Annotated in this window: 24 protein-coding genes; 1 reads left to right on the top strand and 23 read right to left on the bottom strand. The window is 50.4% G+C overall.

All coding sequences use genetic code 11. From position 1 onward, the window contains the following. Positions 1 to 8: 8 nt before the first annotated feature. The 8 genes from folP to MKX74_RS00310 all read right to left on the bottom strand — a co-directional run bounded on the left by folP (position 9) and on the right by MKX74_RS00310 (position 8,099). Entirely contained in the window at positions 9 to 866 is an 858-nt protein-coding gene (folP, locus tag MKX74_RS00345; RefSeq protein ID WP_026281390.1) for a dihydropteroate synthase, read from the bottom strand. A gap of 1 nt (position 867) precedes the next feature. Further along, positions 868 to 1,752: an aminotransferase class IV gene (locus MKX74_RS00340; RefSeq protein ID WP_341177164.1), complete on the bottom strand. Its 885-nt coding sequence runs from the start codon at positions 1,750 to 1,752 to the stop codon at positions 868 to 870. A 3-nt stretch (positions 1,753 to 1,755) separates the two neighbouring features. Next, the gene (pabA, locus tag MKX74_RS00335; RefSeq protein WP_018888020.1) at positions 1,756 to 2,331 is read right to left on the bottom strand and encodes an aminodeoxychorismate/anthranilate synthase component II; all 576 of its coding nucleotides are present in this window, start codon (positions 2,329 to 2,331) and stop codon (positions 1,756 to 1,758) included. An 18-nt stretch (positions 2,332 to 2,349) separates the two neighbouring features. Further along, positions 2,350 to 3,924, bottom strand: a complete 1,575-nt coding sequence (locus MKX74_RS00330) for an anthranilate synthase component I family protein (protein ID WP_018888021.1) — start codon at positions 3,922 to 3,924, stop codon at positions 2,350 to 2,352. A 146-nt stretch (positions 3,925 to 4,070) separates the two neighbouring features. Continuing rightward, positions 4,071 to 5,009: a cysteine synthase A gene (gene cysK, locus MKX74_RS00325; protein ID WP_018888022.1), complete on the bottom strand. Its 939-nt coding sequence runs from the start codon at positions 5,007 to 5,009 to the stop codon at positions 4,071 to 4,073. A 302-nt stretch (positions 5,010 to 5,311) separates the two neighbouring features. Next, complete coding sequence (locus MKX74_RS00320) at positions 5,312 to 6,262, bottom strand: peptidylprolyl isomerase (protein ID WP_018888023.1); 951 nt, start codon at positions 6,260 to 6,262, stop codon at positions 5,312 to 5,314. A gap of 25 nt (positions 6,263 to 6,287) precedes the next feature. Beyond that, positions 6,288 to 7,172 (bottom strand): Hsp33 family molecular chaperone HslO, encoded by an 885-nt coding sequence (gene hslO / locus MKX74_RS00315; RefSeq protein ID WP_018888024.1) that lies wholly within the window; start codon positions 7,170 to 7,172, stop codon positions 6,288 to 6,290. 159 nt (positions 7,173 to 7,331) lie between these two features. After that, positions 7,332 to 8,099: a type III pantothenate kinase gene (locus MKX74_RS00310; protein ID WP_133570557.1), complete on the bottom strand. Its 768-nt coding sequence runs from the start codon at positions 8,097 to 8,099 to the stop codon at positions 7,332 to 7,334. Positions 8,100 to 8,372: 273 nt separating this feature from the next. Between MKX74_RS00310 and MKX74_RS00305 the strand changes: the two genes are divergently transcribed. Further along, positions 8,373 to 9,317, top strand: a complete 945-nt coding sequence (locus MKX74_RS00305) for an EcsC family protein (RefSeq protein ID WP_018888026.1) — start codon at positions 8,373 to 8,375, stop codon at positions 9,315 to 9,317. Positions 9,318 to 9,451: 134 nt separating this feature from the next. On the opposite strand, the gene ftsH is transcribed toward MKX74_RS00305, so the two are convergent. From ftsH to spoVT, 15 genes are all read right to left on the bottom strand, one after another. Continuing rightward, positions 9,452 to 11,482: an ATP-dependent zinc metalloprotease FtsH gene (gene ftsH / locus MKX74_RS00300; RefSeq protein WP_018888027.1), complete on the bottom strand. Its 2,031-nt coding sequence runs from the start codon at positions 11,480 to 11,482 to the stop codon at positions 9,452 to 9,454. A 99-nt stretch (positions 11,483 to 11,581) separates the two neighbouring features. After that, on the bottom strand, positions 11,582 to 12,121 hold the full coding sequence (gene hpt / locus MKX74_RS00295; RefSeq protein WP_018888028.1) for a hypoxanthine phosphoribosyltransferase: 540 nt from the start codon (positions 12,119 to 12,121) through the stop codon (positions 11,582 to 11,584). Between the two features lie 55 nt (positions 12,122 to 12,176). Further along, positions 12,177 to 13,628: a tRNA lysidine(34) synthetase TilS gene (gene tilS, locus MKX74_RS00290; RefSeq protein ID WP_341177163.1), complete on the bottom strand. Its 1,452-nt coding sequence runs from the start codon at positions 13,626 to 13,628 to the stop codon at positions 12,177 to 12,179. Between the two features lie 143 nt (positions 13,629 to 13,771). After that, a complete protein-coding gene (locus tag MKX74_RS00285; protein WP_028591666.1) occupies positions 13,772 to 14,707 on the bottom strand; it encodes a protein kinase domain-containing protein in 936 nt (311 codons plus the stop codon). Continuing rightward, positions 14,691 to 15,440 (bottom strand): vWA domain-containing protein, encoded by a 750-nt coding sequence (locus tag MKX74_RS00280; protein ID WP_018888031.1) that lies wholly within the window; start codon positions 15,438 to 15,440, stop codon positions 14,691 to 14,693. Before MKX74_RS00280 ends, MKX74_RS00285 begins: the two co-directional genes overlap by 17 nt. Before the next feature lie 176 nt (positions 15,441 to 15,616). Next, on the bottom strand, positions 15,617 to 18,124 hold the full coding sequence (gene spoIIE, locus MKX74_RS00275; RefSeq protein ID WP_018888032.1) for a stage II sporulation protein E: 2,508 nt from the start codon (positions 18,122 to 18,124) through the stop codon (positions 15,617 to 15,619). A gap of 382 nt (positions 18,125 to 18,506) precedes the next feature. Next, positions 18,507 to 19,013 (bottom strand): S1 domain-containing RNA-binding protein, encoded by a 507-nt coding sequence (locus MKX74_RS00270; protein ID WP_018888033.1) that lies wholly within the window; start codon positions 19,011 to 19,013, stop codon positions 18,507 to 18,509. Between the two features lie 118 nt (positions 19,014 to 19,131). Beyond that, on the bottom strand, positions 19,132 to 19,464 hold the full coding sequence (locus MKX74_RS00265) for an FtsB family cell division protein (protein ID WP_018888034.1): 333 nt from the start codon (positions 19,462 to 19,464) through the stop codon (positions 19,132 to 19,134). A 34-nt stretch (positions 19,465 to 19,498) separates the two neighbouring features. Then, the gene (gene yabQ, locus MKX74_RS00260) at positions 19,499 to 20,077 is read right to left on the bottom strand and encodes a spore cortex biosynthesis protein YabQ (protein ID WP_341177162.1); all 579 of its coding nucleotides are present in this window, start codon (positions 20,075 to 20,077) and stop codon (positions 19,499 to 19,501) included. After that, a complete protein-coding gene (gene yabP / locus MKX74_RS00255) occupies positions 20,074 to 20,358 on the bottom strand; it encodes a sporulation protein YabP (protein WP_018888036.1) in 285 nt (94 codons plus the stop codon). The genes yabQ and yabP overlap by 4 nt, the downstream gene beginning before the upstream one ends. Before the next feature lie 192 nt (positions 20,359 to 20,550). Beyond that, positions 20,551 to 20,829 carry an RNA-binding S4 domain-containing protein gene (locus tag MKX74_RS00250; RefSeq protein ID WP_018888037.1) on the bottom strand — a complete coding sequence of 93 codons (279 nt, stop codon included), beginning with the start codon at positions 20,827 to 20,829 and terminating at the stop codon, positions 20,551 to 20,553. Continuing rightward, positions 20,829 to 21,101: an HU family DNA-binding protein gene (locus tag MKX74_RS00245; RefSeq protein WP_018888038.1), complete on the bottom strand. Its 273-nt coding sequence runs from the start codon at positions 21,099 to 21,101 to the stop codon at positions 20,829 to 20,831. Before MKX74_RS00245 ends, MKX74_RS00250 begins: the two co-directional genes overlap by 1 nt. 310 nt (positions 21,102 to 21,411) lie before the next feature. Continuing rightward, complete coding sequence (gene mazG, locus MKX74_RS00240) at positions 21,412 to 22,914, bottom strand: nucleoside triphosphate pyrophosphohydrolase (RefSeq protein WP_341177161.1); 1,503 nt, start codon at positions 22,912 to 22,914, stop codon at positions 21,412 to 21,414. 301 nt (positions 22,915 to 23,215) lie between these two features. Continuing rightward, positions 23,216 to 25,168 carry a putative polysaccharide biosynthesis protein gene (locus MKX74_RS00235; protein WP_341177160.1) on the bottom strand — a complete coding sequence of 651 codons (1,953 nt, stop codon included), beginning with the start codon at positions 25,166 to 25,168 and terminating at the stop codon, positions 23,216 to 23,218. Positions 25,169 to 25,420: 252 nt separating this feature from the next. Continuing rightward, a complete protein-coding gene (spoVT, locus tag MKX74_RS00230; protein ID WP_341180491.1) occupies positions 25,421 to 25,963 on the bottom strand; it encodes a stage V sporulation protein T in 543 nt (180 codons plus the stop codon). Positions 25,964 to 26,115: the final 152 nt, after the last annotated feature.

Below are 26,115 nucleotides of genomic sequence, written 5' to 3'. Positions count from 1 at the left end.
CTACACACTCAGATCCTTCTCAAGTCTTGCGAGGCATACAGCATCGCATCACTCATACGGACTGTTCTCGCGATCTTGCCCACATCATGCACGCGTACAATCTGGCACCCCTGCGCAATACCGAAGGCCACCGTAGCAGCTGTCCCCTCCACCACATCATCAGCAGGCAGATCAAGCACCGTACGAATAAATCGTTTGCGTGATGTGCCCAACAACAGCGGGTATCCCAGCTCGCCCAGTTTATATAGGGAGGCCATGACCTGCAGGTTCTCATCATGATTTTTGGCGAAGCCGATACCGGGGTCCAAAATAATCTGTTCACGCTGCACACCAGCGGCTTCAGCAAGCTTGATGCTTTCCAGAAGATCTGCTTCCATATCGTGTATCAGATGGGTATACTCCCGATCATGCCGATTGTGCATGATAATTACGGGACACCCGGCCTCAGCTGCTACGCCAGCCATACCAGAATCAGCCTTCAACCCCCACACATCGTTGATGATATGGGCCCCTGCATGCAATGCCTGCTTGGCTACCTCAGCTTTATATGTATCCACGGATAACGGAATATGCGGCGCCTCCTGCTGTAATAGCTCAATGACAGGTATAACGCGTGACAGCTCTTCGTCCAGTCCGACAGGATCATGGCCTGGACGCGTAGATTCACCGCCAATATCAATGATATCTGCCCCTTCCTCGACCAGTTGTAGTGCATGACGCAGAGCAAGCTCCGGAGTCTGATGGCTCCCACCATCGGAGAAGGAGTCTGGGGTTACATTCAGTATGCCCATGATCAGTGTGCTCTTCCCTAGCCTTAGCTCGGTTGGACCGCATGTGTAGCTTCGTTCATATATGACGGGTGTCATTTTACCCCCACGCTTTCTTCTGATAGTCTTCTAGCAGTTCTTCTGTCATCAGCCCTGGACGCCCGTTGCCGATCACATAAGTTCTCCCCTCCGGGTCAGAGAGTGAGGTCACAGGGCTAATCTCCTGAACTGAAGTCGTAAGAAAGACCTCCTCTGCCTCTATAAGCTCCTCCCAGGTGTACAGTCCCTCGTCCACTTGAATTCCTTTGGCACCTGCCAGTTCCATGACAAAGCCCCGTGTAATCCCTCCCAGTGCCCCCGTATCGAGAGATGGTGTACACAATCTGCCCTGCTTCACAAAAAAGACATTGCTCACGATCCCCTCGGCAACAATGCCCGCATCCGTAAGCATCAGACCTTCCGTCTGTAGACCATTCACTGCTACAGGGTACCGATTGAGCTCACGCTTCGCGAGAATATTATTCATATAATGCAACGATTTCAATCGCACGCCGCTTTCTGGTGTATTGCGCCGGGTATGCAGCAGGCATAGCGACTTAGCGCGAGCACTTGTTTCAGTAGGCACAGGTGGTAATGATTTTGCGAACAACACCTCATTCGGCTGCAGATAATCCGTTCCTGGCAAGCCTAGGGCGTACTCTCCTGCCGATACAGTGTATCTTACATAAGCATCCTGCAGGTCATTTGCGGCCATGAGCTGTGCAATGAGCCTCGATAGGGATGCTTCGTCACTAGTATAAGGAATACCCAACAGCTGACAGCCTTCTTCCAAGCGTCGCAAATGTCGATCCAGCAGGAAGGGGCGCCCTCTGTAGGTTCTAAACGTCTCAAATAGTCCCATGCCGTACAAAAAGCCGTGATCACTTACGTGAATCACGGCATCAGCGGCCTTTGTCAGGACACCGTTCAATCCAATCATCTGCATCGCTTAAACCCGAATACTACGCTGGAGGAAATTGCGCAAAATCTGGTGTCCATAATCGGTAATAATGGATTCGGGGTGGAATTGTACCCCTTCCACATCATACTCCTTATGGCGTAATCCCATAATTTCACCTTCAGCGGTCTCTGCGGTTATCTCCAGACAATCAGGCAAGCTGCTCCGCTCCACCAATAACGAATGGTATCTTGTTGCTGTGAACGGCGCAGGCAACCCTTCAAATACCGACTGGTTCTGATGATGAATTGGTGACGTCTTGCCGTGCATAAGACGCTCTGCACGAATGACGTTGCCCCCAAAAGCCTGGCCGATGGCCTGATGTCCGAGACATACACCGAAAATCGGTATTTTCCCTTTAAAATGCTCAATCACATCAAGGGTTATCCCCGCTTCATTGGGTGTACAAGGTCCAGGCGATAACAGAATATGATCCGGTCCCAGCTCAGAAATTTGCTCCAGGCTGATCTCATCGTTACGCTTCACAACGACCTCTTGCCCCAGCTCACCCAAATACTGCACCAGATTGTAAGTGAATGAATCATAATTATCAATTACCAGAATCATCAGCAATTCCCTCCTAATTTATGCCTTTTGAATATTGGCATGCTCGACTTCACTGTTCTCAACTGCCTTCATCACTGCTCTAGCTTTACTACGGGACTCGCGGTATTCTCGGTAAGGATCAGAATCAATGACAATGCCAGCACCAGCTTGTACATAACCCATTCCGTCCTTGGCCACTAACGTTCTTATAATTATATTTAATTCCATATCCCCGTTATAGTCAATCCATCCCATGGAGCCTGTGTAGGGACCACGACGAACGGGCTCCAGCTCTTCGATAATCTCCATCGTCCTGACCTTAGGCGCACCTGTAATTGTTCCACCTGGAAATGTTGCCGCAATCAGCTCATAGGCGCTATATCCAGCTGCAAGACGCCCTTCTACTTGAGATACCAAATGCATCACATGCGAATAATATTCGATGGTCATTAGCTCCGGGACTTGTACCGAGCCATACGCCGCCACTCTCCCGATGTCATTACGCTCCAGATCCACCAACATGATATGCTCGGCACGTTCCTTCTCATTGGTCCATAACTCTTCAGCCATCGCCTTGTCCAATTCAGCGGTCGCTCCACGCCTGCGAGTACCTGCAATCGGTCGGGTACTGATCTTCTCACCGCTCAGCTTCACCAATAGCTCTGGCGACCCGCTTATCAGCTGGAAGTCTGGCGTGCGTAGCAGACCCATATAAGGGGATGGATTCATCAAGCGCAACCATTCATACACTTCCTCTGGCGCGGAATCCAGCTTGCGATGTTGCCGTAACGAGAGGTTTACCTGAAAGACATCGCCTTGTGCAATATATTCTTGAATACGGGTTACCGCCTGCTCGAAATCCTGCTGCGGAAAGGGAGTAGCCCATTCTTCTGTTGCTACGTTATCCGTCTGATGTGTCTGTTGTGTCTGCTGAGCTAGCCACGTCTCTCGTCTGGAACGCTGGGTCTGCTGTTCGACTGGCAATGTGGTAATGTCTTGCCATAGCTTCTGCATTCTCAAGGCCTGTTGCTGCGCGTTGGCATACATGGCCTCAAGCTGACTGTCAGACACCTCGCCCTCTGAATCCGATAGACATACGCTAACCGCACAGGTGATGACCTGCTGATGGTGATCGTAAATCCATACCTCATTCAGACGCATCCATAGATAATCAGGCAGTCCTAGATCGTCAGTGGCCTGCTCTGGAAGTCGCTCCAAGGAACGTACGACATCGTAGCTCAGGAATCCGACACAGCCTCCATGATAATAGGGCTCGTCCTTAAGCCGAGGAGCACGATACGGAGTCATCCACTGCTTCAGCACTTCAAGTGGTTGTCCCTCATTGACACTCTCCCCGTGGTGCACCAGATTCTTCAGCTGTGCATGTAATCCTTTGCCTGACAGGATCTCGACAGGCTGCAATCCCAAATACGTATACCGTCCGTCCTTGCCGCTCTCCAGCACAAATGCATAATCAGAAGCCTGCTCCCAGGCCCGACTCCAGGTAGAGGGGAGGGCCGCAGCCTCTGTCTTCAGCAGGAAGGGAAGTACATTAGTTCCTTCCTGCCACCATGTCCTCCACTGCTCCAGTGTAATTACATCCTGTATACTCATGAGTCATTCCTCAATTCCGCCATTCCGGCTCATCTGCTTATCTCTTTATATCATGAGCAACTGGTGGAAATCTATCATAAGAAAAACCCCCACCCCTGTCACTACAGCGGACAGAGATGAGGGTATGGCTACAGATCACTATGCAATTAAGCCTCGAAGTTGTATAGTGGCGTACTCAGGTAGCGTTCTCCGTTACTAGGGACAATGGCAACTACGCGCTTGCCCTTACCCAGCTCCTTGGCTACCTTGAGCGCAGCGAAGACCGCCGCACCGGAGGAAATACCGGACAGGATGCCTTCTTCCTTGGCTAGTTGACGCGCTGTCTCGAACGCTTCATCATTCTCGACATGAGTAATTACATCGTAGACTTCCTGATTCAGGATTTCTGGAATGAAGTTCGCGCCAATCCCTTGAATTTTGTGAGGGCCAGGCTTACCGCCTGCCAGGATTGGAGAAGCAGCTGGCTCGACAGCCACTACCTTCACCCCTGGGAATTCCTTCTTGAGCACCTCTCCTGCACCTGTAATTGTACCACCAGTACCGATCCCTGCTACGAAAGCGTCAAGGCTACCCCCGATAGACTGTATAGCTTCTACAATCTCAGGACCTGTAGTCTCACGGTGGATTTTCACATTAGCCTTGTTCTTGAATTGCTCTGCTGCAAAGTATTCTGGATTCTCCTTCAGAATCTCCTCGGCCTTCTTGACAGCGCCGTTCATCCCCTCAGACCCCGGAGTAAGTACCAGCTCTGCACCGTAGGCGCGAAGCAGGTTACGACGCTCCAAGCTCATCGTCTCTGGCATTACAATAATTGCTTTATAGCCTTTAGCAGAGGCCACCATCGCCAAGCCGATTCCCGTGTTACCGCTTGTTGCTTCTACGATCGTTCCGCCTGGTTTCAGAAGACCATCTTTCTCCGCTTCCTCTACCATGCTGACAGCGATCCGATCCTTAACGCTCGCACCCGGATTCTGGAACTCCAGCTTCACGTAGATCTCTGCACTATCCTCCGGCACGATACGATTCAAGCGAACAAGCGGTGTTCCACCAATCAGTTCAGTTACGTTATTAACGACTTTCGGCATAATCATGGCCTCCTTGGCAATAAATATATAGCTGTGATATTAAGCTTGAATGAATGCTCCAACGCTTCTGTGTGTAAAGGATCAATTCCCGAGTAATCAGGTTGGTTTTGAGATAATCATAACAAAGTTATCGTTTTGTTGTCAACTGAGAGGAAGAAGAAAGTACGATATTATTTTCAAAATGAGAAAAAGCACACCAAATCGATCATCGACCTCTTCAGTGCGCTTTGTACCCATCATCTTCATCTGTATTTAGCCAGGCTTGAGGCAAACAAACTCATAAACTCATGCTCAGTACGATACTACAACGAAGGCTGATCTTCAATCAGACGAGCCCCGTATTTGGCACGCAGACTCTCCTCCAATTGATCGAGTGGCCCAGCCTGCTGGAGTGCTAGCTCTTCACGGACAGCTTCACGAATCTTGTTCGGGTTCGTCTCACCATCGGTTCGGATACCCTTAACGTACACAATGGCGAATCCTTCATCCAATGTGATGGGTCCTGCAATATCACCAGGACTTAGTGACTTGACAGCAGACATGACCTGTTCCGATATGAAGGGATCGCCTTCATCTAGCCAACCCAGCTCCCCGCCGACATCCTTGCTGAATTCATCAACGGAATACGTTCCTGCCAGCTCCTCGAAGGACTGCCCTTGCTCTAACTTCGTCATCACTTGCTCGGCATCGGAAGCCTTGGACAGCTTGATCCACGACAGGTTCATCTGCTTGTGCGGTTGAAAATCAGCTGCATGTTCCTCTAGATACCGATCAATCTCCCGGTCATCCACCCGAATGTCCAGCGTAGCAATCTTCTCCAGGCTAAGCCGGTAAACAGCCTCAATCCTGAGATCATCACGCGAAAGACCGAACTGGTTCTGCATCTCACCATAATAAGCCTCTGGGGACTCGTACCCTTGCATCTGCCGACTCAGCTTGTCATCTATTTCATCCTGCGTAACCTGGATACCCCGCTGCTTGGCTTCCAAGGTGATGGCTTTTCGGTTCAGCATTTCCAGCAGCGTATTGGTACCGTACCGCTTCTTGAGCTCTTTAACCCATTCCTGTTCCGAAATGGATTCCCCACCGATTATAGCGGCTATGCGAGACATATCGTCCGTATTGTCCATTCCGGTCGTATCTGCATCATTCCGGGCAGGCTGGAACCCTCTATAGACCATACTACCCAGCACCACAACACTGATGGTTAAGACAACGACAGCCGCTAACAACCCTTTTTCCTGTCTTGTCATCCCATTTGATCTCTCTTCCCGTAATTTATGCCTTGGCTTGAATCAATAGCTGTTGCAGCTCGTCTTTATCGAACTGGAAGGCTTCATTACAAAAATGGCACACGACCTCTACCTGCTCATCGTCCTCGATCATTTGCTCCAGTTCACTTTGTCCCAGACTGATCAGCGTAGCCTCTACACGTTCTCGCGTACATTGGCATCGGAAATGAATGTCCATCTCGTCCAGCACCTGAACATCTGGCAGCATCCGATGTAACATTTCTTCCAGCTCCAATCCCTCGTCCAGCAGGGAAGTGACTGGCGGGAGTGCTCCTACAGCATGTTCAATGGCCGTAATCTCAGCATCGTTCAACCCAGGGAGCAATTGAATGATAAAACCACCAGCGACAATCACCGAATTATCCTCGTTCACCAGCACACCCAGCCCCACTGCCGATGGCGTCTGCTCAGATTTGGCAAAGTAATACGTAAAGTCCTCCCCCAGCTCTCCCGAAACAATCGGAATGCTTCCACGGTAAGGCTCCTTCAGCCCCAGATCCTTGGTAATGTTAATGAATCCAGTAGTACCGACTGCACCTGCAACATCAAGCTTACCCAGCCGATTGCTAGGAAGATGCACATGTGGTTCATTGACATAGCCCCGGACCTCACCCTTGGCATTGGCATCCGCCACGACCTGACCAATGGGTCCGTCTCCCTTCACCTGAACAGTTAGCTTCTCCTCACCCTTGAGCATAGCGCCCATCATGGCAGCGGCCGTGACCGTACGCCCTAATGCAGCAGTAGCTGTAGGAAAGGTATCGTGTCTTCTCCGCAACTCCTCTACCAGCTCAGTAGTCCGGATGGCAAAAGCACGCACCCGTCCTTCCATCGCCGTGCCCCGGATCAACCGATCTTGCTTCTTCTCCATACCTGTACAGCTCCTTCTCTATGCACAAATGAAATTCATTGTATATGTCTCTAGTTTGTACTCATTATAGACGAAAAACACCACCAAGGCCAAACCAGGAAACACTAGTCAGGCGTGGCGGCTCGGTGCTTGAGATGCTGTTAGCATCTCAAGCAGTTCTTAGTCCCGATTGCGTTCAAATATAATACGCAGCCCATCCAGCGTCAGCAACGGAGCAATCTCCTGAATGCTGGTCGTTTCCCCTGCAATCAGCTCGGCAAGGCCACCCGTGGCAATCACGGTTGGCTCAGCTTGCATCTCTTGACGGATACGAGCTACGATACCATCGACCTGACCTGCATAGCCGTAGATAATACCGGACTGCATCGCACTGACAGTATTGCGCCCAATCACCTTCTTGGGCTTCTCCAGCTCAATACGCGGTAGCTTCGAGGCACGCTGATACAACGCCTCCGTCGAAATTCCAATGCCAGGCACAATGACACCGCCCAGATAATTGCGCTGATCATCAATGCAATCGAAGGTAGTCGCTGTACCGAAATCCACGACAACCAGCGGTCCACCATACTGCTCCACAGCCGCTACAGCATTTACAATCCGATCCGCACCAATCTCACGCGGGTTCTCATAGCGGAGGTTAAGTCCGGTACGAATGCCAGGCCCTACGATAAGTGGGGTTTTACCAATATATTTTGTACACATCTGCTCCAGGACCTTGACCAATGGAGGAACGACAGATGAGATAATTACACCTTCAATATCCTGAAAGGATATGCCCTTCATACCAAATAAATTATGGATCAGGACTCCGTATTCATCCTCGGTAGACTGTCTGGATGTCAGAATTCGATAGTGATGTAGAAGCTCACGATTATGATAAATACCCAGCACGATATTTGTATTGCCTATATCTACTACAAGAATCAATGGGGTACCTTCTTTCTTTCATGTTAATATCCAATTGCAACCATGCTGAATCAGCTTAAGCCTATCATGCCATGATGTCAATATGATACCACAACTCATATTTGGTACATCCTTTCCAATGTACACAACGTAACCGTGCGTGTCAATTTTTAAATCACAAAGGATTTTGCGTATACGAGCAACCTCTCGACGAAGTCGTACGTAAAAGCCACTAAGATAGAATGATGAAATTGCGTGATTTATATTATGGAGGCATAAGCAAGGGAGGATATTATGGATTCACGAGAGAGACTGAATCAAGAGCTGGATATCATCAAGAGATGGGAACAGGAGCAAAAGGATACTGCGTGGTGGGACAAGCTGGGGAGACTGCCTTTTGCCCTGCTTGACCGGGTTCTGCCGAAGGGCTTGAAGGACAAGCTTGCCACAGCCTTGAATGAGGTTGGAAAGTTCGTACAGGATGGTGGGAAATATCTCGTACAGCCCTCGCAAATCGTCAAGCTGCTGCAGGAAGAGGCTGCCAAGGCAGGCTACCTGGATTCTTCAACCGATTCTTCAGAAGATCAACCAGCGGGGCATTCGACAGAGCATTCAACAGAGCATCCAGTGGATTCTTCAGCAGTTCTTTCAGCAGACTACTCTTTCGCAACCGAACAGAGAGGGAAGAAGGTCAACAGCTCTCAGGAAATAGTACAGCAGCTCCCACTTGATGTGCTCGACCAAGCAGCTCAGCATATCACGGAACGCAGAGTAAAGTTCGCCGCAGCTCAAGGGGCCACTACAGGGATTGGCGGGGCCGTGACCATGATCGCGGATATTCCACTTGTCTTGGGATTGTCTCTGAAGGTTCTGCAAGAAATGGCCCTGTGCTACGGCTTTGACCCTGATGAACCACAGGAGCGTGTCTTTATCGTGAAGTGCCTCCAGTACTCTTCTGCAGACATCGTTGGCAAGCAGGCCATTCTTGAAGAACTAGTGGACTATGACAACCCTGAGCGACAGGTACAAATTATCTCGCAGATTCAAGGGTGGAGAGAGGTTGTGCTGTCCTATCAAGAATCCTTTGGTTGGAAAAAGCTGTTCCAGCTTGTCCCCATTGCAGGTATGTGGTTCGGCTCGGTCAGCAATCGAAATACGATCCGTGATGTTGCAGAGGCTGGACAGATGCTCTATAAGAAGCGTTTGATACTTCAGCGCTTGGATGAAGCTAATTCCTGATGTCGCATGACGATGATTGCATGGTGCTGAATAAATGAATATAGCCCCTGATGCTCTCACTCCGTGCATAGGGACCAATAATAAAAAACAAGGCAGCCTCATTACTGAGACTGCCTTGTACTATTTATTTCAACTTAAGCATTCGTTGGTGGTGTTCCGCCTGAGTTGTTGGAGTTGCCATCTTCGTCATCAGACTTCTTCAGCAGATCTCCAGAACTTTGCGTTCCTTGATTCTCTTCGTCCTTGCCCTGAATACGGACACGAACATCTCCGATGTTATCAATCGTAGGCTCTCCTTGCTCTGAGCCTGGATCGCTACTGGAGGACGGATCAAGGGAACCTGTCTCGATCAGCTGCTTGATCTGATCGAGCTCCAATGTCTCCTGCTCAAGCAGCGTCTGTGCAATGAGATGGACTTCCTTGGAACGCTCGGTCAAGAGGTTCTTCGCCCGCTCATAAGACTCAGTGATGAAGCGGTTCATCTCCTGATCAATCTCATAAGCGATCTGATCACTGTAGTTCTGCTCATGACCGATGTCACGGCCCAGGAATACCTGACCCTGTGAGCTTCCGAACTGCATTGGTCCAAGTCTCTCACTCATACCGTATTCCACGATCATGCTTCTTACAATACCTGTTGCTTGCTGGAAGTCGCTATAAGCGCCTGTTCCGATCTCACCGATGAACAGCTCCTCCGCAACACGTCCGCCTAGGAGTCCCGTTACTTTATCGAGGAGCTCTTGCTTCGTAGTCAGCATGCGGTCTTCCTTCGGCAGCATAATGACATATCCGCCAGCACGCCCACGAGGAATAATTGTTACCTTATGCACCATATCGGCATGCTCCAGGAAGTATCCCAGAATCGTATGACCCGCTTCATGGTAGGCCACAATGCGTTTCTCACGATCACTAATGACACGACTGCGCTTCTCGGTACCGACAATGACACGGTCAATGGCTTCGTCCACTTCCAGCATGGAAATGTCCTTGCGGTTACGGCGAGCAGCGAGCAACGCAGCTTCGTTCAGGAGGTTCTCAAGGTCCGCTCCTGTAAATCCTGTCGTACGCTTCGCAATTACATTCAGCTTGACGTCCTTGGTCAGCGGCTTGTTGCGGGCATGTACCTTCAGTACCGCTTCACGGCCTTTGACGTCTGGGCGGTCTACAGTAATCTGACGGTCAAAACGTCCTGGACGAAGCAAGGCTGGGTCCAGAATATCTGGACGGTTCGTCGCCGCAATGATGATAATGCCTTCATTCGGACCGAATCCATCCATTTCGACGAGCAACTGGTTCAGCGTCTGCTCACGCTCGTCATGGCCACCGCCAAGACCCGCGCCACGCTGACGACCAACCGCGTCAATCTCATCAATGAAGATGATGCAGGAGGAGTTTTTCTTCGCATTTTCGAACAGGTCCCGAACACGGGATGCACCGACACCGACGAACATTTCAACGAAGTCGGAACCAGAGATACTGAAGAACGGTACTCCAGCTTCACCAGCTACTGCTCTCGCCAGCAAAGTCTTACCTGTTCCCGGAGGGCCCACAAGGAGTACCCCTTTAGGAATGCGAGCGCCCACAGCTGCGAACTTGCGAGGGTCCTTGAGGAATTCCACGACTTCGACAAGCTCCTGCTTCTCTTCGTCAGCTCCTGCTACATCCTCAAAGGTAATGCGTTTCTTCTCTTCGTTATACAGACGGGCTTTGCTCTTGCCAAAGTTCATCACTTTGCCGCCGCCACCCTGGGCCTGATTGAACAAGAAGAAGAACAAGATAAACATAATAATCAACGGAACAATGGAGGTCAGGAACGTGAGCCAAATGCTCTGCCCTTCCATCTTCTTCTGCTGATAATCAAATCCATTATTCTCGCTGTATGCGACAAACTCATTAATCGCTGCATCCGTTGGTGGAATGTACAGTGAGAAGTCTTCCGATTTCGCCTCACTCGGCTTCTGCTTGTAAGTACCTGTTACTAGAAATGAGAAACCTTCGTACTGAACGGTAACACTCTTGATGTTGTTAGCCTTCAGTTCGCTGCGAATTTCGTTATAACTAGGGAGATCGGCAGTTTCATTACCTCGAATTACAAATTGAGAAATGCCCACCACGACTAAGAAAAGTATCAAATAAAAACCAGAATTCCGGATGAACCGATTCATCCCCTACCTCCTCTCAAAACACTCAAGTTATTTTACCATAGCCTGTAAGATGTTCTCAACACACATACTAGTACAGTCCTAGGACTGTAGTACGGGATGTTAGGTGGTGTAAATCTCTGGCTTCAATACCCCTATGTATGGAAGGTTGCGGTAGTGCTCACCGTAGTCCAGACCATATCCGACCACAAAGGCATCAGGCAGTGTAAATCCTGTGAAATCAGCCTCCAGATTGACCGTGCGGCGAGCAGGCTTGTCAAAAAGGGTTACAACCGTAACCGAGCTTGCATTCCGGCTCTTCAGGAGTTCGATTAGATGACTGAGCGTCAGGCCACTGTCAATAATATCTTCGACAATCAGCACCTCACGTCCTTCGACGGATTGATCCAGATCCTTAATGATTTTGACTACACCCGACGACTTTGTCGAAGCTCCATAGCTGGATACAGCCATGAAATCAAGCTCAAGAGGGACTGTAATATTCTTAACCAAATCAGCCATGAAGATAAAAGCACCTTTCAGCACACAGATCACCAGCGGATTCTTTCCCTCATAGCGTTCGCTAAGAATGCCGCCTAGTTCCTTGATTTTTGCCTGAATTTCTTCCTCGCTGATCAACACTTCCTGAATATCGTTATACAACTGAGTGAACCTCCTAAATATATACTATGAACGCAGCAACCGGGCGATTACCGATTCACTTTCCGCTCTTGCGGGCGCTCCCTGTACGCCATGACATATATATAACCGAAGATGTGCTTTCTTGCACCGGGGCATGAATCGAGCGCCGGATACCTGGAAGCCACACAATTGTACCCGAACCGTCGCATACTACAGGAATGGAGGATCTTACGGAAGGAGGAATTTTGGCATCTATAAAAATATCTTTAACCTTTTTTCTTCCTTTTAACCCCATAACCTGTATGGAATCTCCCGGTCTTCGTGTACGAATCGTCAACGGAAATATGAGCTGCTCCGCATCAAATACAGCATCATCGGCATTATAAGGTACTTGTATACCCTTCTCCTGCTCACGCAAAAACCATGATAAACTGCTCTTCTGCGGTAATTCCAGGGTTCCCTCAGCTTGATTGAGCTGAATCTTGTAATTATATTCGGTACAGGAGCTTAATGGTTCGCTGTAAAAGCTGGCTGTATCGTATTCCCGGATACATACTGCCATACCTCCCAAATCCAGACTCCATGTCGTAGGCTTATCTTGAATAAAGCCCCGCCGCACGGCTTCAATTTTGTGAAAATCTGCATTTTCATGATCTGAAGGCAGGTAGTTTAATATTAATTTAATCACTCTCCGTTGTAAAGCGAGGGTTAAGCGCCGAAAGGCCGGAAGATCAATGGTCATTTTGTCTGGCTCCCGCCTCACCAGGTCCGAGAATACACGTTCAGCCTCTTCCCCCATATGGTCGTCCTCAGCACGCAGTACCTCTGCAAGCCGATTCAGGGACTCTGTCAGTTGAATATTATATTGCCCCAAATAAGGAAGTACATCCATACGGATTGCATTTCGTCTGTATTTGTTATGCTCATTGCTGCTGTCCACTACATACGGGATATGCTTCTGCTCACAGGCACTGACCAATTCCGTCTTGTACATACGAAGCAGTGGACGAATCAGTTGCACATTCTTCTCCATGCGCACAGGACGCATTCCAGCAAGCCCTGTCGTACCACTCCCTCGTAGTAGATGCAGCATCACGGTCTCAGCCTGATCGTCACCGTGATGAGCCAGCGCAATGCTTTTGGCCCCGTACTGCATGGCAGTCTCATGGAGGAAACGATATCGTAGCACACGCGCTGCCTCCTGTGGTCCCTTGCCTGAGCTCTTCATGTAAGCCGGCACCTCCAGCCTAGACATGACGAAAGGGATATTCAGCTGATTCGCAAGCTTGCGCACAACTTCAGCCTCTTCATCTGACTCCTCTGGCCGGAAGCCATGATGAGCATGTGCACAGATGAGACGCAGTGGCGTATGCAGCCTTGAGACCTCTTCCAATGCATGCAAAAGAGCCACAGAATCCGGTCCCCCGGACACTGCGACTACTATACTGTCTCCAGGTGCCCACATAGCATGCTCAGCCGAGGACCTAAGCACATGCTCCACAATGCTTTCCCACATTCGTCCTTCCATAGATCGTCCTCTTTTCTATACCTGATCTAACATCAACCAGAAATACGTTGGAATTCGTTATGTATACTCCCACTGGCTGCCTTCATTTCTGACATGACAACAGACGTTACGCTATGCTGTCGATTTCCGATTGTCCACTCTTACTAGCGCAACGCCAGCCAGATCGCTCCTGCCAGCAGGGAAAGTGATACCGTAAATGCATAGCCCAGCCACCGTGCCTTATATCTCTTCCTGGTCCCGGGGCTCTTGGCGTGAGCAGCCGCCAGTTGCGACCAGGTTCTCGCTGCCTGTCGAGTGTCCTGGTGCTCACCACGTACTGCAGATATGAGCCACGCTGCATAGGGTCTCAGCACCTGACTATGCGCAACAATGGAGGTGAGATCAGATATGCTCCTTAACTGTGGCAGTTTGCCTGCCGCTACCTTAAGAGCATCCGCCTCCATAATATGAATGCCCAGCAGAGCGAATGAGAACAAATCATATTGCGGGTCAGCATTGCGCCCTCCTGCGTTCCAGAAGCCTCGATCATACCACTCGGTAAATTGTTTCACACTGCGGCCTGCACGAGTAACGCCTCCATAATCAATGAGCTCTGCTTGTCCATATGGACTCACCAGAATATTCTGAGGCTTCAGATCACCAAAGATCCATCCCTCATTATGAAGTTCGGCCAATTGCTTCAAGACACCAGCCGCTGCCACCCCATACCATGTAACTCCTCGCTGGGCCACAAAACGATGAAGCGGCTCGCCCTTTACATATTTCATCACATAAAAGGGAACATCACCGTTCATCCTTGGATAATCATCTACTTCAAATAAATAGGAAGGAACGCCGTTCGAATGCAGTGCTCCGCCCTCCGACTGGAGCGTGGTTAGCACATTGATCTCGGATTGGATATCCATGGGATCCCTCCCGAGCTTCAGAGCATAGTGCCGATTCCCCCCGGCTTCCTTCACCAAATACACAGTTCCATTGGCTCCACGTCCCAGCATGCGCTGGACGACATAGCTGCTTCGCTTCCACCTGCCTGTGATGGTAGTCCCCGGCGCAAGACCGGGATCAGACGACGTAGTCACCAAGCATCCCTTCTCCTTTGCCGTAAGTTTCTTCCAAATGCTGTTGTCCCTCTAGTGTATCATATCGGAAATAATCAATCACTTCTAAAATGGCCGGTCCGGTCGGTGTCGCCCCCTTCATCTGCAACTTGCCAAATATCGTCTTGAGAGCGGCGGGGTCTGAGGTCCAATCCACGGTTCGGACTACATCCTGCCCCGATCGCTGTCCAGGAAAATGAAATACGGAAATTCGGCTACTTCCCATTCTAGCCTGCAGGCTCAAATTCAGATCACGAATCGCCTCCTCCACCGCTGCCAGCTTCGGCTTCATACTCGCGCTGGCATCAATCAGCAAAGCCACCTCCAGATTGCTCGTCTCGGTCAGCTGATCCACCACCTCTACTACTTTGGCACGCTCTGGTGGTGGCAGCTCTTCTATACTGCCAGGTCCATTTTCACCGAGAATATGTCTAAGCTCTTTATTCACAGCATGCTGAATGGTCTGAACCACCGTCTTGCGAGTCATCATCTGGATAGTCTGCGCAAGCTGCCTGGTGCCCACAATTCGACTGAACCCACCTCCTGCCTTGGCAATCTCCTCAATCTCTACACTTCCCAGCTCACCAATAGTTCCATAGTCAATGACTCCTGCAACGTTGACCGTAATTCCTTGCTGTAGTGCATGAGCCGCTGCCATAACTGGACTTGCTCCTACGTTGGAGCATCCGTCTGTAATCAACAAAATTTGTCTCATACGCTTCACCTCCGCTATGATCTAGCATGAATCTATCTATCATCTAGCATTCCCGAATGATCGATAGTTCAAACTTGGTAGCTTAGTGAAGTTTCGTGTAGGCTTCATGACGAAGCCAAGGACTGGCATGAGGACGCAAAGGTAGTACAGAACGCGCAAGCTCTTCTAGTGCCACTCTAGCTCACCGTGCGTGGTCGCTCCATTCGGCTCAGACCAGGCATATGCAGGGTTGCCCATTCCGGTCGGTAATGATCTACTTGACTGACGACGACCGTCATATCATCTATGATCTGATTTTGTTGATAGCGAATAACCCTCTCTAATAGCAGGTCTGCCATACGCTGCGGATCATCGTCCTCCAGCTCCATAATGAGCCGTTTCATCCACAGCTCTTTATTGACCGCATAGCCTGGAGCATCGTAGATCCCATCGGTCATCATAATCAGAGTATCTCCTGCCTGGAGTTGAACCGAGATGAGATCGACCTCAATATCCTGAATAATCCCGATCGGCAGATTGCTAGCCGAAATAGGGATGACCTCATTGCCCCTCTTGATAAAGCTCGGCGTAGAGCCAATCTTCATAAAGGTGGTCTTGGCGGTATACTGATCGATCAATGCCATATCGACGGTTGCATACATTTCCTCAGGAGATCGCAGCAGCAGGACGGAATTGACCGACTTGATCGCAAGACGCTCGTCCATTCCTGATTGCAGCAATTGCTCCAGTATATTTAAGGCTGCGCTGCTCTCCTGTCTGGCTCGCTCACCATTCCCCATTCCATCACTAAGTGACACCGCATACGTGCCATTCCCTAGCTCAGAAGCATTGAAGCTGTCCCCGGACAGAATATCCCCTCCCTTGGCCGCAGAAGCAATGCCCGTAGTAATCTCGAACGTCTTGGCCGAGCCAAAGGTTACCGTAGCCAGCCCCTGCCTGGCGTCGGTCATGGATTCCCCCAGCACAGCTATATGCTCATCCAGAATATCGGACAGCAACGGTGCGATCATCTTCCTACATTCATCAAAGCCCTGTGTATAGGCATGAACAATCTCAATCTCTACCTGCCCCGCATCCAGATTAATAATCTCAATACTGCAAATGGAGAGTCCCAGCTTGTCCAGCGCATCCCGTATTTGCTCCTCCTGGCGGTACATGGCCTGTGTCTCCCGCTGAATCTCGCGTGCCAGATCATCCATCACCTGCGATACGCCTGACAGTTGCTCCGCCACGAGCTGACGACTATCGAATACCTGGCGCTTCCACTGCATATTATGCTGATATAGACCGTATTGCTGCTTCATCACCTGCAGCACAGCTTCTGTCTTGGCGCAGCTTCGGCTCCACTTGGCAGGCATATCTGCAGGTTGTATATCCGGTTGATCCTCAATGGTACCCATCATCTCTGTCATGAATTGATAGGTCTGCATGAACTTTCGGTCCCAGCACTGCTCCCGCTTGAAGCAGGAGGCACAGGTGCTGTCGGCTACAGCGCTCATGAAGTGCTCCATCTCATCCTCTCGCTGGGTTTGATCTGCCGCGGTAATCTGATGGAAGCTCCGTGCCAGCTGGCGGAACACCTCGGAGAAGCGACTGACGCGCTCCGCCGTCAGATCGCGGATTCGCTTGGCATATTCATGCTGCGAGCGGGCGTGATCCTGGGTACCGGGGACATATTTAGCGATGGCAGAGAATAGACTCTTTGGCGTCAGGAGGAAGCATAGGATGGCAATACCACTCTCCCATGTTGATGTAATGACATCACTAGTGCCGTCCAGGTAGACAGTCAATATAGAGGAGCCAAGTAAGAGTCCGACCGCCACCCCAATCTTGCGACCTTCACGGAGCATCCCTGCAAGCAGCCCCGATAATGCCAGTAGACTCATCTGGACGATCGCTGATATGTTGGCCAGACTCAGGATCAGACCCATTATGACCCCGACAGACGCTCCCAAGGGCGCTCCACCAACCAAGGCAAATACTAATATAAGATATCTGGACAGCACATGGTCCAGGGATACGGAGTATACGCTCCAGCCGACGGCTCCCGTCATGACGGAAGCTAGCAGAATAATCAGACATAGAATCTCTTCATTCTTCAGCTGTGCAACCTTCTTGCGATAGGTGAAGAGTGGAATCGCCTGAATGAACACCAATGTCAGCATGAAGCTGAGGATGGCGTCCGTCGTCATCATCATGAAGGCATACCATGACATGGACGGACCGATAACGACGTGGAACAGATTCACCATGAAGACAGATACGAAGACCATGATCGGAATATAGGACAGATCCGGCTTGCCGTAAGCGCTGATCCCTTTATTGAGGAGGAAGAAGATAAGCAGCTGGAGCGCCACTACCCACACGGCTGGATAAGGAGCGAACAGACTACCAAGTAGCAGAGACATGCCCACTGGTATCATCAAGTCACGCCGCATAAAGAGAATAACCCCGAAGTAAGCTGCTGCAAAAGGGGATAGCTCATCCAGAATTGTAGCCCTTCCGAGCAAGAAGCCCATAGCCGAGAGTAAGAGTGTCCATTTCTGCGCATCCAGTGCCTGTATGATCTTGAAGGAGTAGAGCCAATCTACCAAGCGGCTGGTTAGTTCAGTTCCGCTTTTTTTATTTTTGGCTTTGCTTGTTCTCAATCCTGGAAATTGAAGCACATTCCACTTGTTCATCATTTTCAGGCACCCCATTCAACAATTTGATGGTTCCTATCTTAACCGGGACAAGCTGTGAAAGTTTGTCAGAAACTCTCCATGATGCCAAAGAAATTTCCGACAAAAAAAAGACGCATGCGAAACAAGGAGAAAAGCCCGCTGATCCCCTACGCTTGCGTTCTCTTCCTTCCCCTGCCGATCATGATAAAGCAAGTGAATGGCGCTTTCTGCGACGTCGGCACAGGCGAGTCGACTGGATTTTGCCCAGACTTATCTGGATTACCGTTGTATGATGTCGGACATTTCTATAGACACGACAAAAAAACCGCAGTAGCCGATGGGCTCTGCGGTTCTTCTATATTGATCGGTTTGTGTGCTGTGATGAACGCCATACTTAACGCGGTTATACGCGCTTCGCTCCGCGTCCTCCACGTTTTCCTTCGGTGTTCTTTTTGAGCGAGGAAATACGTTCTTCACTATCCTTCAGGAAGCGTGACATTTTATCCTCAAATGAAGGTTTACCCGCTGCAGGCTTGAACGACCGTCCCCCACGATCACGGTTAAATCCGCCACCGCCACCGCTACGTCCTTGCCCTTGACCACCACCGCCAAAACGTTCTCCTGGACCGCGGTCCGGTCTTGGGGCTCGTGGTGGTGGAGATTCGGAAGCCGGTTTATCTACAGCCTGCTTGATGGAAAGTCCGATTTTCCCGTCCTTGTCAACATTAATGACCTTCACCGTCACGACATCATTAATCTTCAGGTGGTCGTTGACATCCTTAACATAGTTATCGGCGATTTCCGAGATGTGAACGAGACCCGTGACACCTCCAGACAAATCCACAAATGCTCCAAAATGCGTGATGCCTGTCACTTTGCCCTCTAACTTGGTGCCCACTTCAATTGCCATAGAATAAAATGATCCTCCCTTAAATATATGCAACCGATTTTTTCAAAATCACGCTGTGGTGATTTGATTATACAAAATGGCTTAACTTAGGTCAACTAAGCAATGCCTATAATGGCGCCTATTTCTGTTCATTTAGAATGGGTGTTTCCTCAGGCTTGTACAGTCCATATCTGCTTCTTGCAAGCTCGCCGATGAATTCAGGGTCCTGAAGTCGATTCACCTCATATTTCAGTTGATTCTCAGCAGCCTGTGCAGCCTGTTGTGCAGCAAGCTTCTGCTGCAGTGCACTATTCTGCTCCTGCATACTGAACGACTGAGAGAAAAAGGTGAATATCGTCCAACCAGCAAACAATACTACCGCCGTCAACCAGATCATGATTCGTCTGCGTGCACCAGTGTGCGACTTGGATGTTGATGAAGATGAAGTTGTGCCGACAGACGAATGTCTCATGGATTGTACCTCCTTCTGCGCAATAATAATATAATCATGTTCTTGTCCACCATCGCTGTAGCCAGTTCCATACCCGAAACAGCCAACGTGGCTTGGGGAATTTGGTCTGAATCAGTACGACCAGCGGACGAATGATCCACCACCCTAGCTTAATGAAAGGCCGAAGCAGCACAATCATAGCTCGACCGATCAGGATAACCAGTCGCCACAGTCCGATAACTAGCGCTCGCATCAGGCGGTATATCCCCAACAGTGGTTGTATAATCAATACATTAAATATTCTGCACAGTATATAAATAAACCTGTTGATGATCTCTATTAACATTACCACAAATCGTTGAGTCGTAACACTTAACAGCCAAAAATAGAAGCAAACTCCTAAAACTAGTCCTAAAAATACATAAAACCTCAATTGTCCCCTGTTACTCTCATACAGCATGTAGAAAATAAACAGCGCAGACAGTATCCAATACAGCAGATCCAGGATATGCACCGTCCACCTGGCGAAGCGGAAGCGACCAGACAGCACCCGGTAGCTGTCGAACACCGCTCCCATAGCTGCTCCAGATAGGGTCATCCAGATCAAGGTAATCCACTGTGTGTAAGGACTCATTTAAATAGCTTGCCGATCAGGCTTTTGTTGCTTTTAGGTCGAGAACCGGGATCCAGATAGACAATGGAGTTAATCGTGCCCTCGATCGACAAAAGCCCTTCCTCCAGGCTGAGGTTTTTGATATGTAAATTTTGCCCGCGAATAGTTAAGTGGCCAAGCTCGGTCTGGAGCAAAAATTCCTCGCTGTCAAAGCTCTCTACGTTGCTGACTCCCGTCAGGTCCAGTAGCTTGCGGTTCTGCATGTGCAGATCATGCTTTTTCGGCTTGCTGTGTTCCACCATGGCATGTACCCCTCCTTCTGTTGATAGCTTATGGAAGGGGAACTGCAAATAGAACCAATATTATATGTCGGTTATAATCTTGATGTTTTAAAGGGACTGGTAGAACCTAATTCAGCGAACAGCTTTTGCGTCAATGCGAAAAAGAAGCATTCCTCTTTGTGCAATGAACTTGCAACGAAGGAATGCTTCTCCTTACCAATCGATTCCGTTATCCTTGGCAATCGGTTCTTCTTTAATTAGCGTGTACATCCCTGCCGCCTCATCCTTGCGTGTCGTATCCGCAAGTCGTTCCACTCGCACCGTGACCAGCTTCTGTCCAAATTGGACCGTAAGCTCATCACCTACCTTGACGGAGCTGCTTGGCTTGGCTTCGCGACCATTCACCATCACTCGTCCCTGTTCAGAGACGTCCTTGGCAACGGTACGGCGCTTGATGAGCCGGGATACTTTCAGGAATTTATCAAGACGCATTAATTCACTGCTTCTTTAAGCTTGTTACCAGCTTTGAATGCAGGAACCGTGGATTCAGGAATTTCGATGGTGTTACCTGTTTGTGGGTTACGGCCTGTACGACCAGCACGTTTGCGAGTCTCGAATGTGCCAAAGCCAATCAATTGAACTTTGTCACCGCTTGCGAGCGCGTCTGTAATTTCTCCAAGAAAACCGTTCAGTACGGTTTCAACATCACGTTTAGTCAGTCCGCTTTTGCTGGAAATGTTGTTGATCAGATCTGTCTTGTTCATAGATTAAGAGCCTCCTAGAATTAAAAAGAAATAGATTCAGCCTGGTAGCAGGTTGTACGTCTTCCCTGTCGGGACGATTTCCAAACCAAGCCTGCTTGGAACCTTGTAAACTGAACAATCGGCAGCCTGGGATACGTCCAGGAGCACTGAATGTTTAGAATTACTAAGATCAAGTATTCTTGATGTCTTACCGAATTCCTGCAACACGATATTACTTTTTTTTACGAGACGGGTCAACAATAGCGTATTTTTTTAGGTATTTTTCAGTATATCCGTTCCCATCTTTTACATACATTGAGAGCTCACACCGCTAATTGTCAGATGACAGAGCCCGCTTTGCTTCCTCCCAATAACGGTCCATTTCCTCCAGTGTGCTTTGCTGAGGCGTCTTTCCCTGCTCCTGCAGACGGCGCTCAATATAGCGGAATCGTTGGGTGAATTTGAGGTTCGTACGCGCCAGTGCCTCCTCCGGATCGGCGTCTATGAATCTTGAAGCATTTACTGCAGCGAACAGCAGGTCGCCAAGCTCCAGCATCTGTTCTTCAGCAGTCTGCCCTTCCTGCACCGCCTCCTGCAGTTCTTCTAGCTCCTCGCGTATTTTGGAAAAAACATCCTCAATCTGCTCCCAATCAAAGCCGACCTTTGCTGCTTTCTTCTGCAGCTTATAGGACTTCATCAAGGCAGGAAGGTCCTTGGGAATGCCATCCAGCAGCGAGGCCTCCTGTACATCTGTTCCCTTCAGCCGCTTCTCCTCCGCCTTCATTTGCTCCCAGCTCTGCAAGGCCTCTTCAGCATTGTCTGCGGTCTGCTCGCCAAAAACATGCGGATGGCGGAAGATTAGCTTGTCGTGTAGACCTGCAATTACGTCATATACACTGAAGGTCCCCACTTCCTCCTCCATCTGGGCATGAAGAAGAATCTGCAGCAATAGATCGCCAAGCTCCTCCTTCATGTGCTCTGGATCATCCTCATCAATCGTCTCCAGTACCTCATAGGTCTCTTCGATCAGGTTCTTGCGAATGGAAGTGTGTGTCTGCTCACGATCCCAAGGGCACCCCTCAGGGCTTCGCAGGATGTCCACGATCTCGTGCAAACGCTCAAAGGAATGCCTCCGCAGGAAAGTATCCTCACTCCGTGGAATGAAGACAACCGACAGATTGCCATAGCCCTGCACCCGATCCAGCTCGTACAGCGGTATTCTATGGATCTGCTCCTCACCGCTTACACCAAGGGCATGTCCCACGATGATTGGATAATCATCTGGATAACGCTCCATAAGGCATAGTTTGACGTCAGAGGCGGTGAAGCTGTCATAGACCTGTCCAATCAGCGTATGTAGACGCGGCTGAAGCCAGCTGGCATCCATACTGCCTGCGTCCAGAAGCTGGAATCCTTCAATCGGGTCAAAGCCGAGTCGCACGAAGGCTTCGTCCAGGAAGCTCTCCCCACCCAGAATATGCAGCTCAATCCCTTGAGCCGGGCAACGCTCTCTCAATAGCTGTACAGCTGCCTCAGCCACCATCGGATGACCAGGAACGGCATAGACGATGCTGGTGCCCTCAGCCCCTTGTGAGGCTTGTGTAAGTAAGCGCTGTGCGATCTCCTCATATACCTCGGGGAAAGAGTCCTTGGCCTCATAGACGTCGTCAAAGGATTCAGACTTGATGTTGTAGTCTTCCAGAACGGCGGTCACCGGGTGCTCCTTGGTTCGGAGATACAAGGTATCCGCTTGTTTCAGTCGATTCAGAATGCCGATCGTAAGCTGGTCAGGGCCACCTGACCCAAGACCGACTATTGTCAGGGTACTGCTCATGGCCATCCTCCTATTCGTCTAAGCGATTCTTAGCTGAGCATGTTACATAAATCCAAAGAACGTAGTCAGCAGGATATTAATCGAAACGATTTTATTCATGCATATTTTGTATTGAAAATTGACTGAAATCGAATGAATCAAAAGGCTAAGCTAAATATTTCAGTTGTATAAAAGCTTTGCATATCATCTCAAGTATCACGTCTGAAACAGAACTCGTGTGACTATTATCTTACCACATGTGGCTTCAAGCTTGCCTTGCATTGCCTTCAAGCCTTTCATTAGCTGAGGCGGGTGACCAGCCTCAGCTCAGCATCCGCAGGCCGCGCAGCAGCTTCACCAGCGGAGAGCCGAGCTTCGGCAGCTGCAGAAGCTCAGCCTCGGTCAGTAGCCGCAATCGAACAGCGGCTAGCATGAACACAGCGGTGCCTGCGGCTACGCCCAGCAGGCTCTTCGCCATCGCGGCCGTTCGACTGTCGGCCGCATAGCCCAGGGCACCCAGCGCTGCGCCGGTGCCCCAGGAGACCGAGGCCGCCGCGAGCACCATGGCGGCCAGCATGATCGCCGGCTTCAGCACGCCGGCGGACCAAGACATGCGCAGCCCAGTCAGGCGGGCCAGCTGCGCAGTATTGAGCGCAGCCGCCAGCGTATAGGCGGCTGCGCCTGCAATGGCGGCGCCTGTCGTGCCCCAGATGGGCACGAGCAGCACATTCAGCGCCGCCTTCACCGCGGCGGCGGCCAGCAGGTGCAGCGCCGGCGCACGGACGGCACCCAGCCCTTGCAGCAGCGCCGCCGAGATGATGCTGGCTGTCCCGCCGGCTGCGGTCAGCGCGAGCCAGCTCATGACATCGCTGCCCGCGGCATCCTTGTACAGCATCTGGTTAATGGGCTCTGCCAGGATGGCCAGACCAGCCGCAGCAGCCAAGCCGAGCAGCCAGGACCAGCGCAGCGCCAGACCGCTCTGACGTCGGATCAGCCCATCATCGCCCCTGAATTTAGCCTCGGCCAAGGCCGGGATGAATAACGCCGTCAGGCTCGTCGCTAGCATCATGACCAGCTGTACCAGAGGCAGACCCCGATTATAGATTCCGAAGGCGACCATAACCTCGGCCTCTCCCAACCCCTCCTGCTTGAGCAGACGCGGGACCGTGAACGTATCAACCATCAAGATGAGCGGAATCGCAAGGCTGCCTAGGCATACAGGGAGCGCGTAGCGCATTAGAGACCGCAGAAGCTTGAAGGCCCCTGGCCGGGACAACTCCGATCCAGGCAGCTTCTCAATTTGTTTATACTCTGGCTGAGCATAACCGCGCTCTCCGAACCTCGATACGCGCCCTCTGAGCCCTGTATGCCCTCTGGTTCCCGATACGTTCTCCTGAGCAGTCTTCCAGTCCGAGGTCTGGTGAAGCGAGCTGCGCCCTTCATGGCTTGACGGCTCCTCTTGACCCCGTTGTTCGCCCAGCATGCCATCCAGTAATGCAGTCTTATCTATATCCCTATCAGAGTGGCCTGTACGCTCTGACTTATACCTATGCCTGTCAGCCAACCCCGCCTCTGAGGTAGCCGCCACCTCTGGCGAATAAGGTGGTCTTGTCGTACGAGAACGGCCATGACTGGCCCGCAACCAGTAGAACAGCATAATACAGAGGCCTGCAGCGCCGCCAGCCGCAGAGCCCAGCATGGCTCCAGCTGCAATCCAGTCCGGGGAGAAGCCTTGACCGATCATATACAGCAGCAGCACAATCATCACTGTCACGCGGATCAATTGCTCCGTCACCTGAGACACAGCAGTAGGGATCATATTCTGGAGTCCCTGAAAATATCCACGCATCGCGGCCATGATTGGGATAAACAGGCAGGCTGCCGAAGCCGCCCGAATGGAAGGAATGACGTGTGCATTATCAATCCATTTACCCAGGAGTGGAGCAGACACATACGTCAGCATTCCCAGGACCAGCCCGAATGTACCCAACACCATGTAAGCTAGTCTGGCTACCCTTTTCCCTCCTTGCTCGTCCCCGGCTGCTTCGTATTCTGCTACGAACTTGGAGATGGCTACGGGGAAGCCAGCAGCGCCTATGGTAATCAGCACGGTATAGAACGGATAGACCGTATTGTAAATGCCAAATACACCATCGCCGCCAATATTCTGCAAGGGAATCTTCTGCAGTGCACCGATGAGCTTGGTGACGATGGCAGCCACCGTCAAAATCAACGCTCCTTGCAGCAGCTTCCCTGCCTTATCGTTCTTGCCCATGACGGCCTCCTACTTGCAAGGTTATAACTGACTTTGCATGAATATACCCTGCTCATACTCTGGATTTTGCTTCCTACGCTTGTTGCACTTTTCTTAGCTATCCACTTCTATGCTTGTCCTACTATGTAAGAATCACAATCGCTACTGTCCCTAACTAGCGGCTACACCCCTCTTATTATAGCGGCTTCCGTAGACATACAAAACTCCCGAAAGACTAGAGGCCTCCGGGAGCGCTACAGTTGCTTCATTTTGTTATTGTTCCATCTGCTTGCCAAGGAATGCAGCAGCTGTCTCTGCCATTTTGGTCTCCATCTGTGCCATGGTCACATTCTCGTCCTTATTAAGCAGGATTACGGCTCCAATGGGGTCACCCCCGGAAATAATCGGCGCTGCCACAAATGACGAGATCTGCTCCGTGTTATCCTTCGCGATCTCATAGGTGCCAGCTGAGGTCTCCAGCAGCGTCTTGCGATTCTCCATGCATTCCTCAATTAGCGTACTTATGGACTTGTCCAGGTATTCCTTCTTGGATCCACCAGCAACGGCAATGAAGCTGTCACGGTCTGATATCATCGTAATATGACCTGTACTTTCGTACAATGATTCCGCATACTCCTTCGCAAAATCACCCAGTTCTCCAATTGGCGAATACTTCTTCAGAATTACTTCTCCATCCCGATCCACGAAAATCTCGAGCGGATCTCCTTCGCGGATACGCAGTGTTCTGCGAATCTCCTTCGGAATGACTACCCGACCCAAATCGTCTATGCGTCGAACAATGCCAGTAGCTTTCATGTACATGTTGCCCCACTTTCTAGGAAGATTAATTACTACGGCCCTGCCTCAAAACGGTAATTATTGAAGTCTAACCATAGTATTCATCCGCTCCCAATTCATTATACATGCGATTCAAGAACTGGCCCCGAATAGGAAAAGGCGCGGGTTTC

Source organism: Paenibacillus sp. FSL K6-1230, from assembly GCF_038002385.1.
GTDB classification, from domain to species: Bacteria; Bacillota; Bacilli; order Paenibacillales; family Paenibacillaceae; genus Paenibacillus; species Paenibacillus massiliensis.
Note: the sequence above shows the minus strand (reverse complement) of the source record. Positions and strands in the feature narration are given on the sequence as shown.

What these genes read in the sequence shown, in the direction of transcription:
- folP (WP_026281390.1), bottom strand. Translation starts at nt 866, where the DNA reads ATGACACCCGTCATATATGAACGAAGCTACACATGCGGTCCAACCGAG.
- MKX74_RS00340 (WP_341177164.1), bottom strand. Translation starts at nt 1,752, where the DNA reads ATGCAGATGATTGGATTGAACGGTGTCCTGACAAAGGCCGCTGATGCC.
- pabA (WP_018888020.1), bottom strand. Translation starts at nt 2,331, where the DNA reads ATGATTCTGGTAATTGATAATTATGATTCATTCACTTACAATCTGGTG.
- MKX74_RS00330 (WP_018888021.1), bottom strand. Translation starts at nt 3,924, where the DNA reads ATGAGTATACAGGATGTAATTACACTGGAGCAGTGGAGGACATGGTGG.
- cysK (WP_018888022.1), bottom strand. Translation starts at nt 5,009, where the DNA reads ATGCCGAAAGTCGTTAATAACGTAACTGAACTGATTGGTGGAACACCG.
- MKX74_RS00320 (WP_018888023.1), bottom strand. Translation starts at nt 6,262, where the DNA reads ATGACAAGACAGGAAAAAGGGTTGTTAGCGGCTGTCGTTGTCTTAACC.
- hslO (WP_018888024.1), bottom strand. Translation starts at nt 7,172, where the DNA reads ATGGAGAAGAAGCAAGATCGGTTGATCCGGGGCACGGCGATGGAAGGA.
- MKX74_RS00305 (WP_018888026.1), top strand. Translation starts at nt 8,373, where the DNA reads ATGGATTCACGAGAGAGACTGAATCAAGAGCTGGATATCATCAAGAGA.
- ftsH (WP_018888027.1), bottom strand. Translation starts at nt 11,482, where the DNA reads ATGAATCGGTTCATCCGGAATTCTGGTTTTTATTTGATACTTTTCTTA.
- tilS (WP_341177163.1), bottom strand. Translation starts at nt 13,628, where the DNA reads ATGGAAGGACGAATGTGGGAAAGCATTGTGGAGCATGTGCTTAGGTCC.
- MKX74_RS00280 (WP_018888031.1), bottom strand. Translation starts at nt 15,440, where the DNA reads ATGAGACAAATTTTGTTGATTACAGACGGATGCTCCAACGTAGGAGCA.
- spoIIE (WP_018888032.1), bottom strand. Translation starts at nt 18,124, where the DNA reads ATGATGAACAAGTGGAATGTGCTTCAATTTCCAGGATTGAGAACAAGC.
- MKX74_RS00270 (WP_018888033.1), bottom strand. Translation starts at nt 19,013, where the DNA reads ATGGCAATTGAAGTGGGCACCAAGTTAGAGGGCAAAGTGACAGGCATC.
- MKX74_RS00265 (WP_018888034.1), bottom strand. Translation starts at nt 19,464, where the DNA reads ATGAGACATTCGTCTGTCGGCACAACTTCATCTTCATCAACATCCAAG.
- yabQ (WP_341177162.1), bottom strand. Translation starts at nt 20,077, where the DNA reads ATGAGTCCTTACACACAGTGGATTACCTTGATCTGGATGACCCTATCT.
- yabP (WP_018888036.1), bottom strand. Translation starts at nt 20,358, where the DNA reads ATGGTGGAACACAGCAAGCCGAAAAAGCATGATCTGCACATGCAGAAC.
- MKX74_RS00250 (WP_018888037.1), bottom strand. Translation starts at nt 20,829, where the DNA reads ATGCGTCTTGATAAATTCCTGAAAGTATCCCGGCTCATCAAGCGCCGT.
- MKX74_RS00245 (WP_018888038.1), bottom strand. Translation starts at nt 21,101, where the DNA reads ATGAACAAGACAGATCTGATCAACAACATTTCCAGCAAAAGCGGACTG.
- mazG (WP_341177161.1), bottom strand. Translation starts at nt 22,914, where the DNA reads ATGAGCAGTACCCTGACAATAGTCGGTCTTGGGTCAGGTGGCCCTGAC.
- MKX74_RS00235 (WP_341177160.1), bottom strand. Translation starts at nt 25,168, where the DNA reads ATGGGCAAGAACGATAAGGCAGGGAAGCTGCTGCAAGGAGCGTTGATT.
- spoVT (WP_341180491.1), bottom strand. Translation starts at nt 25,963, where the DNA reads ATGAAAGCTACTGGCATTGTTCGACGCATAGACGATTTGGGTCGGGTA.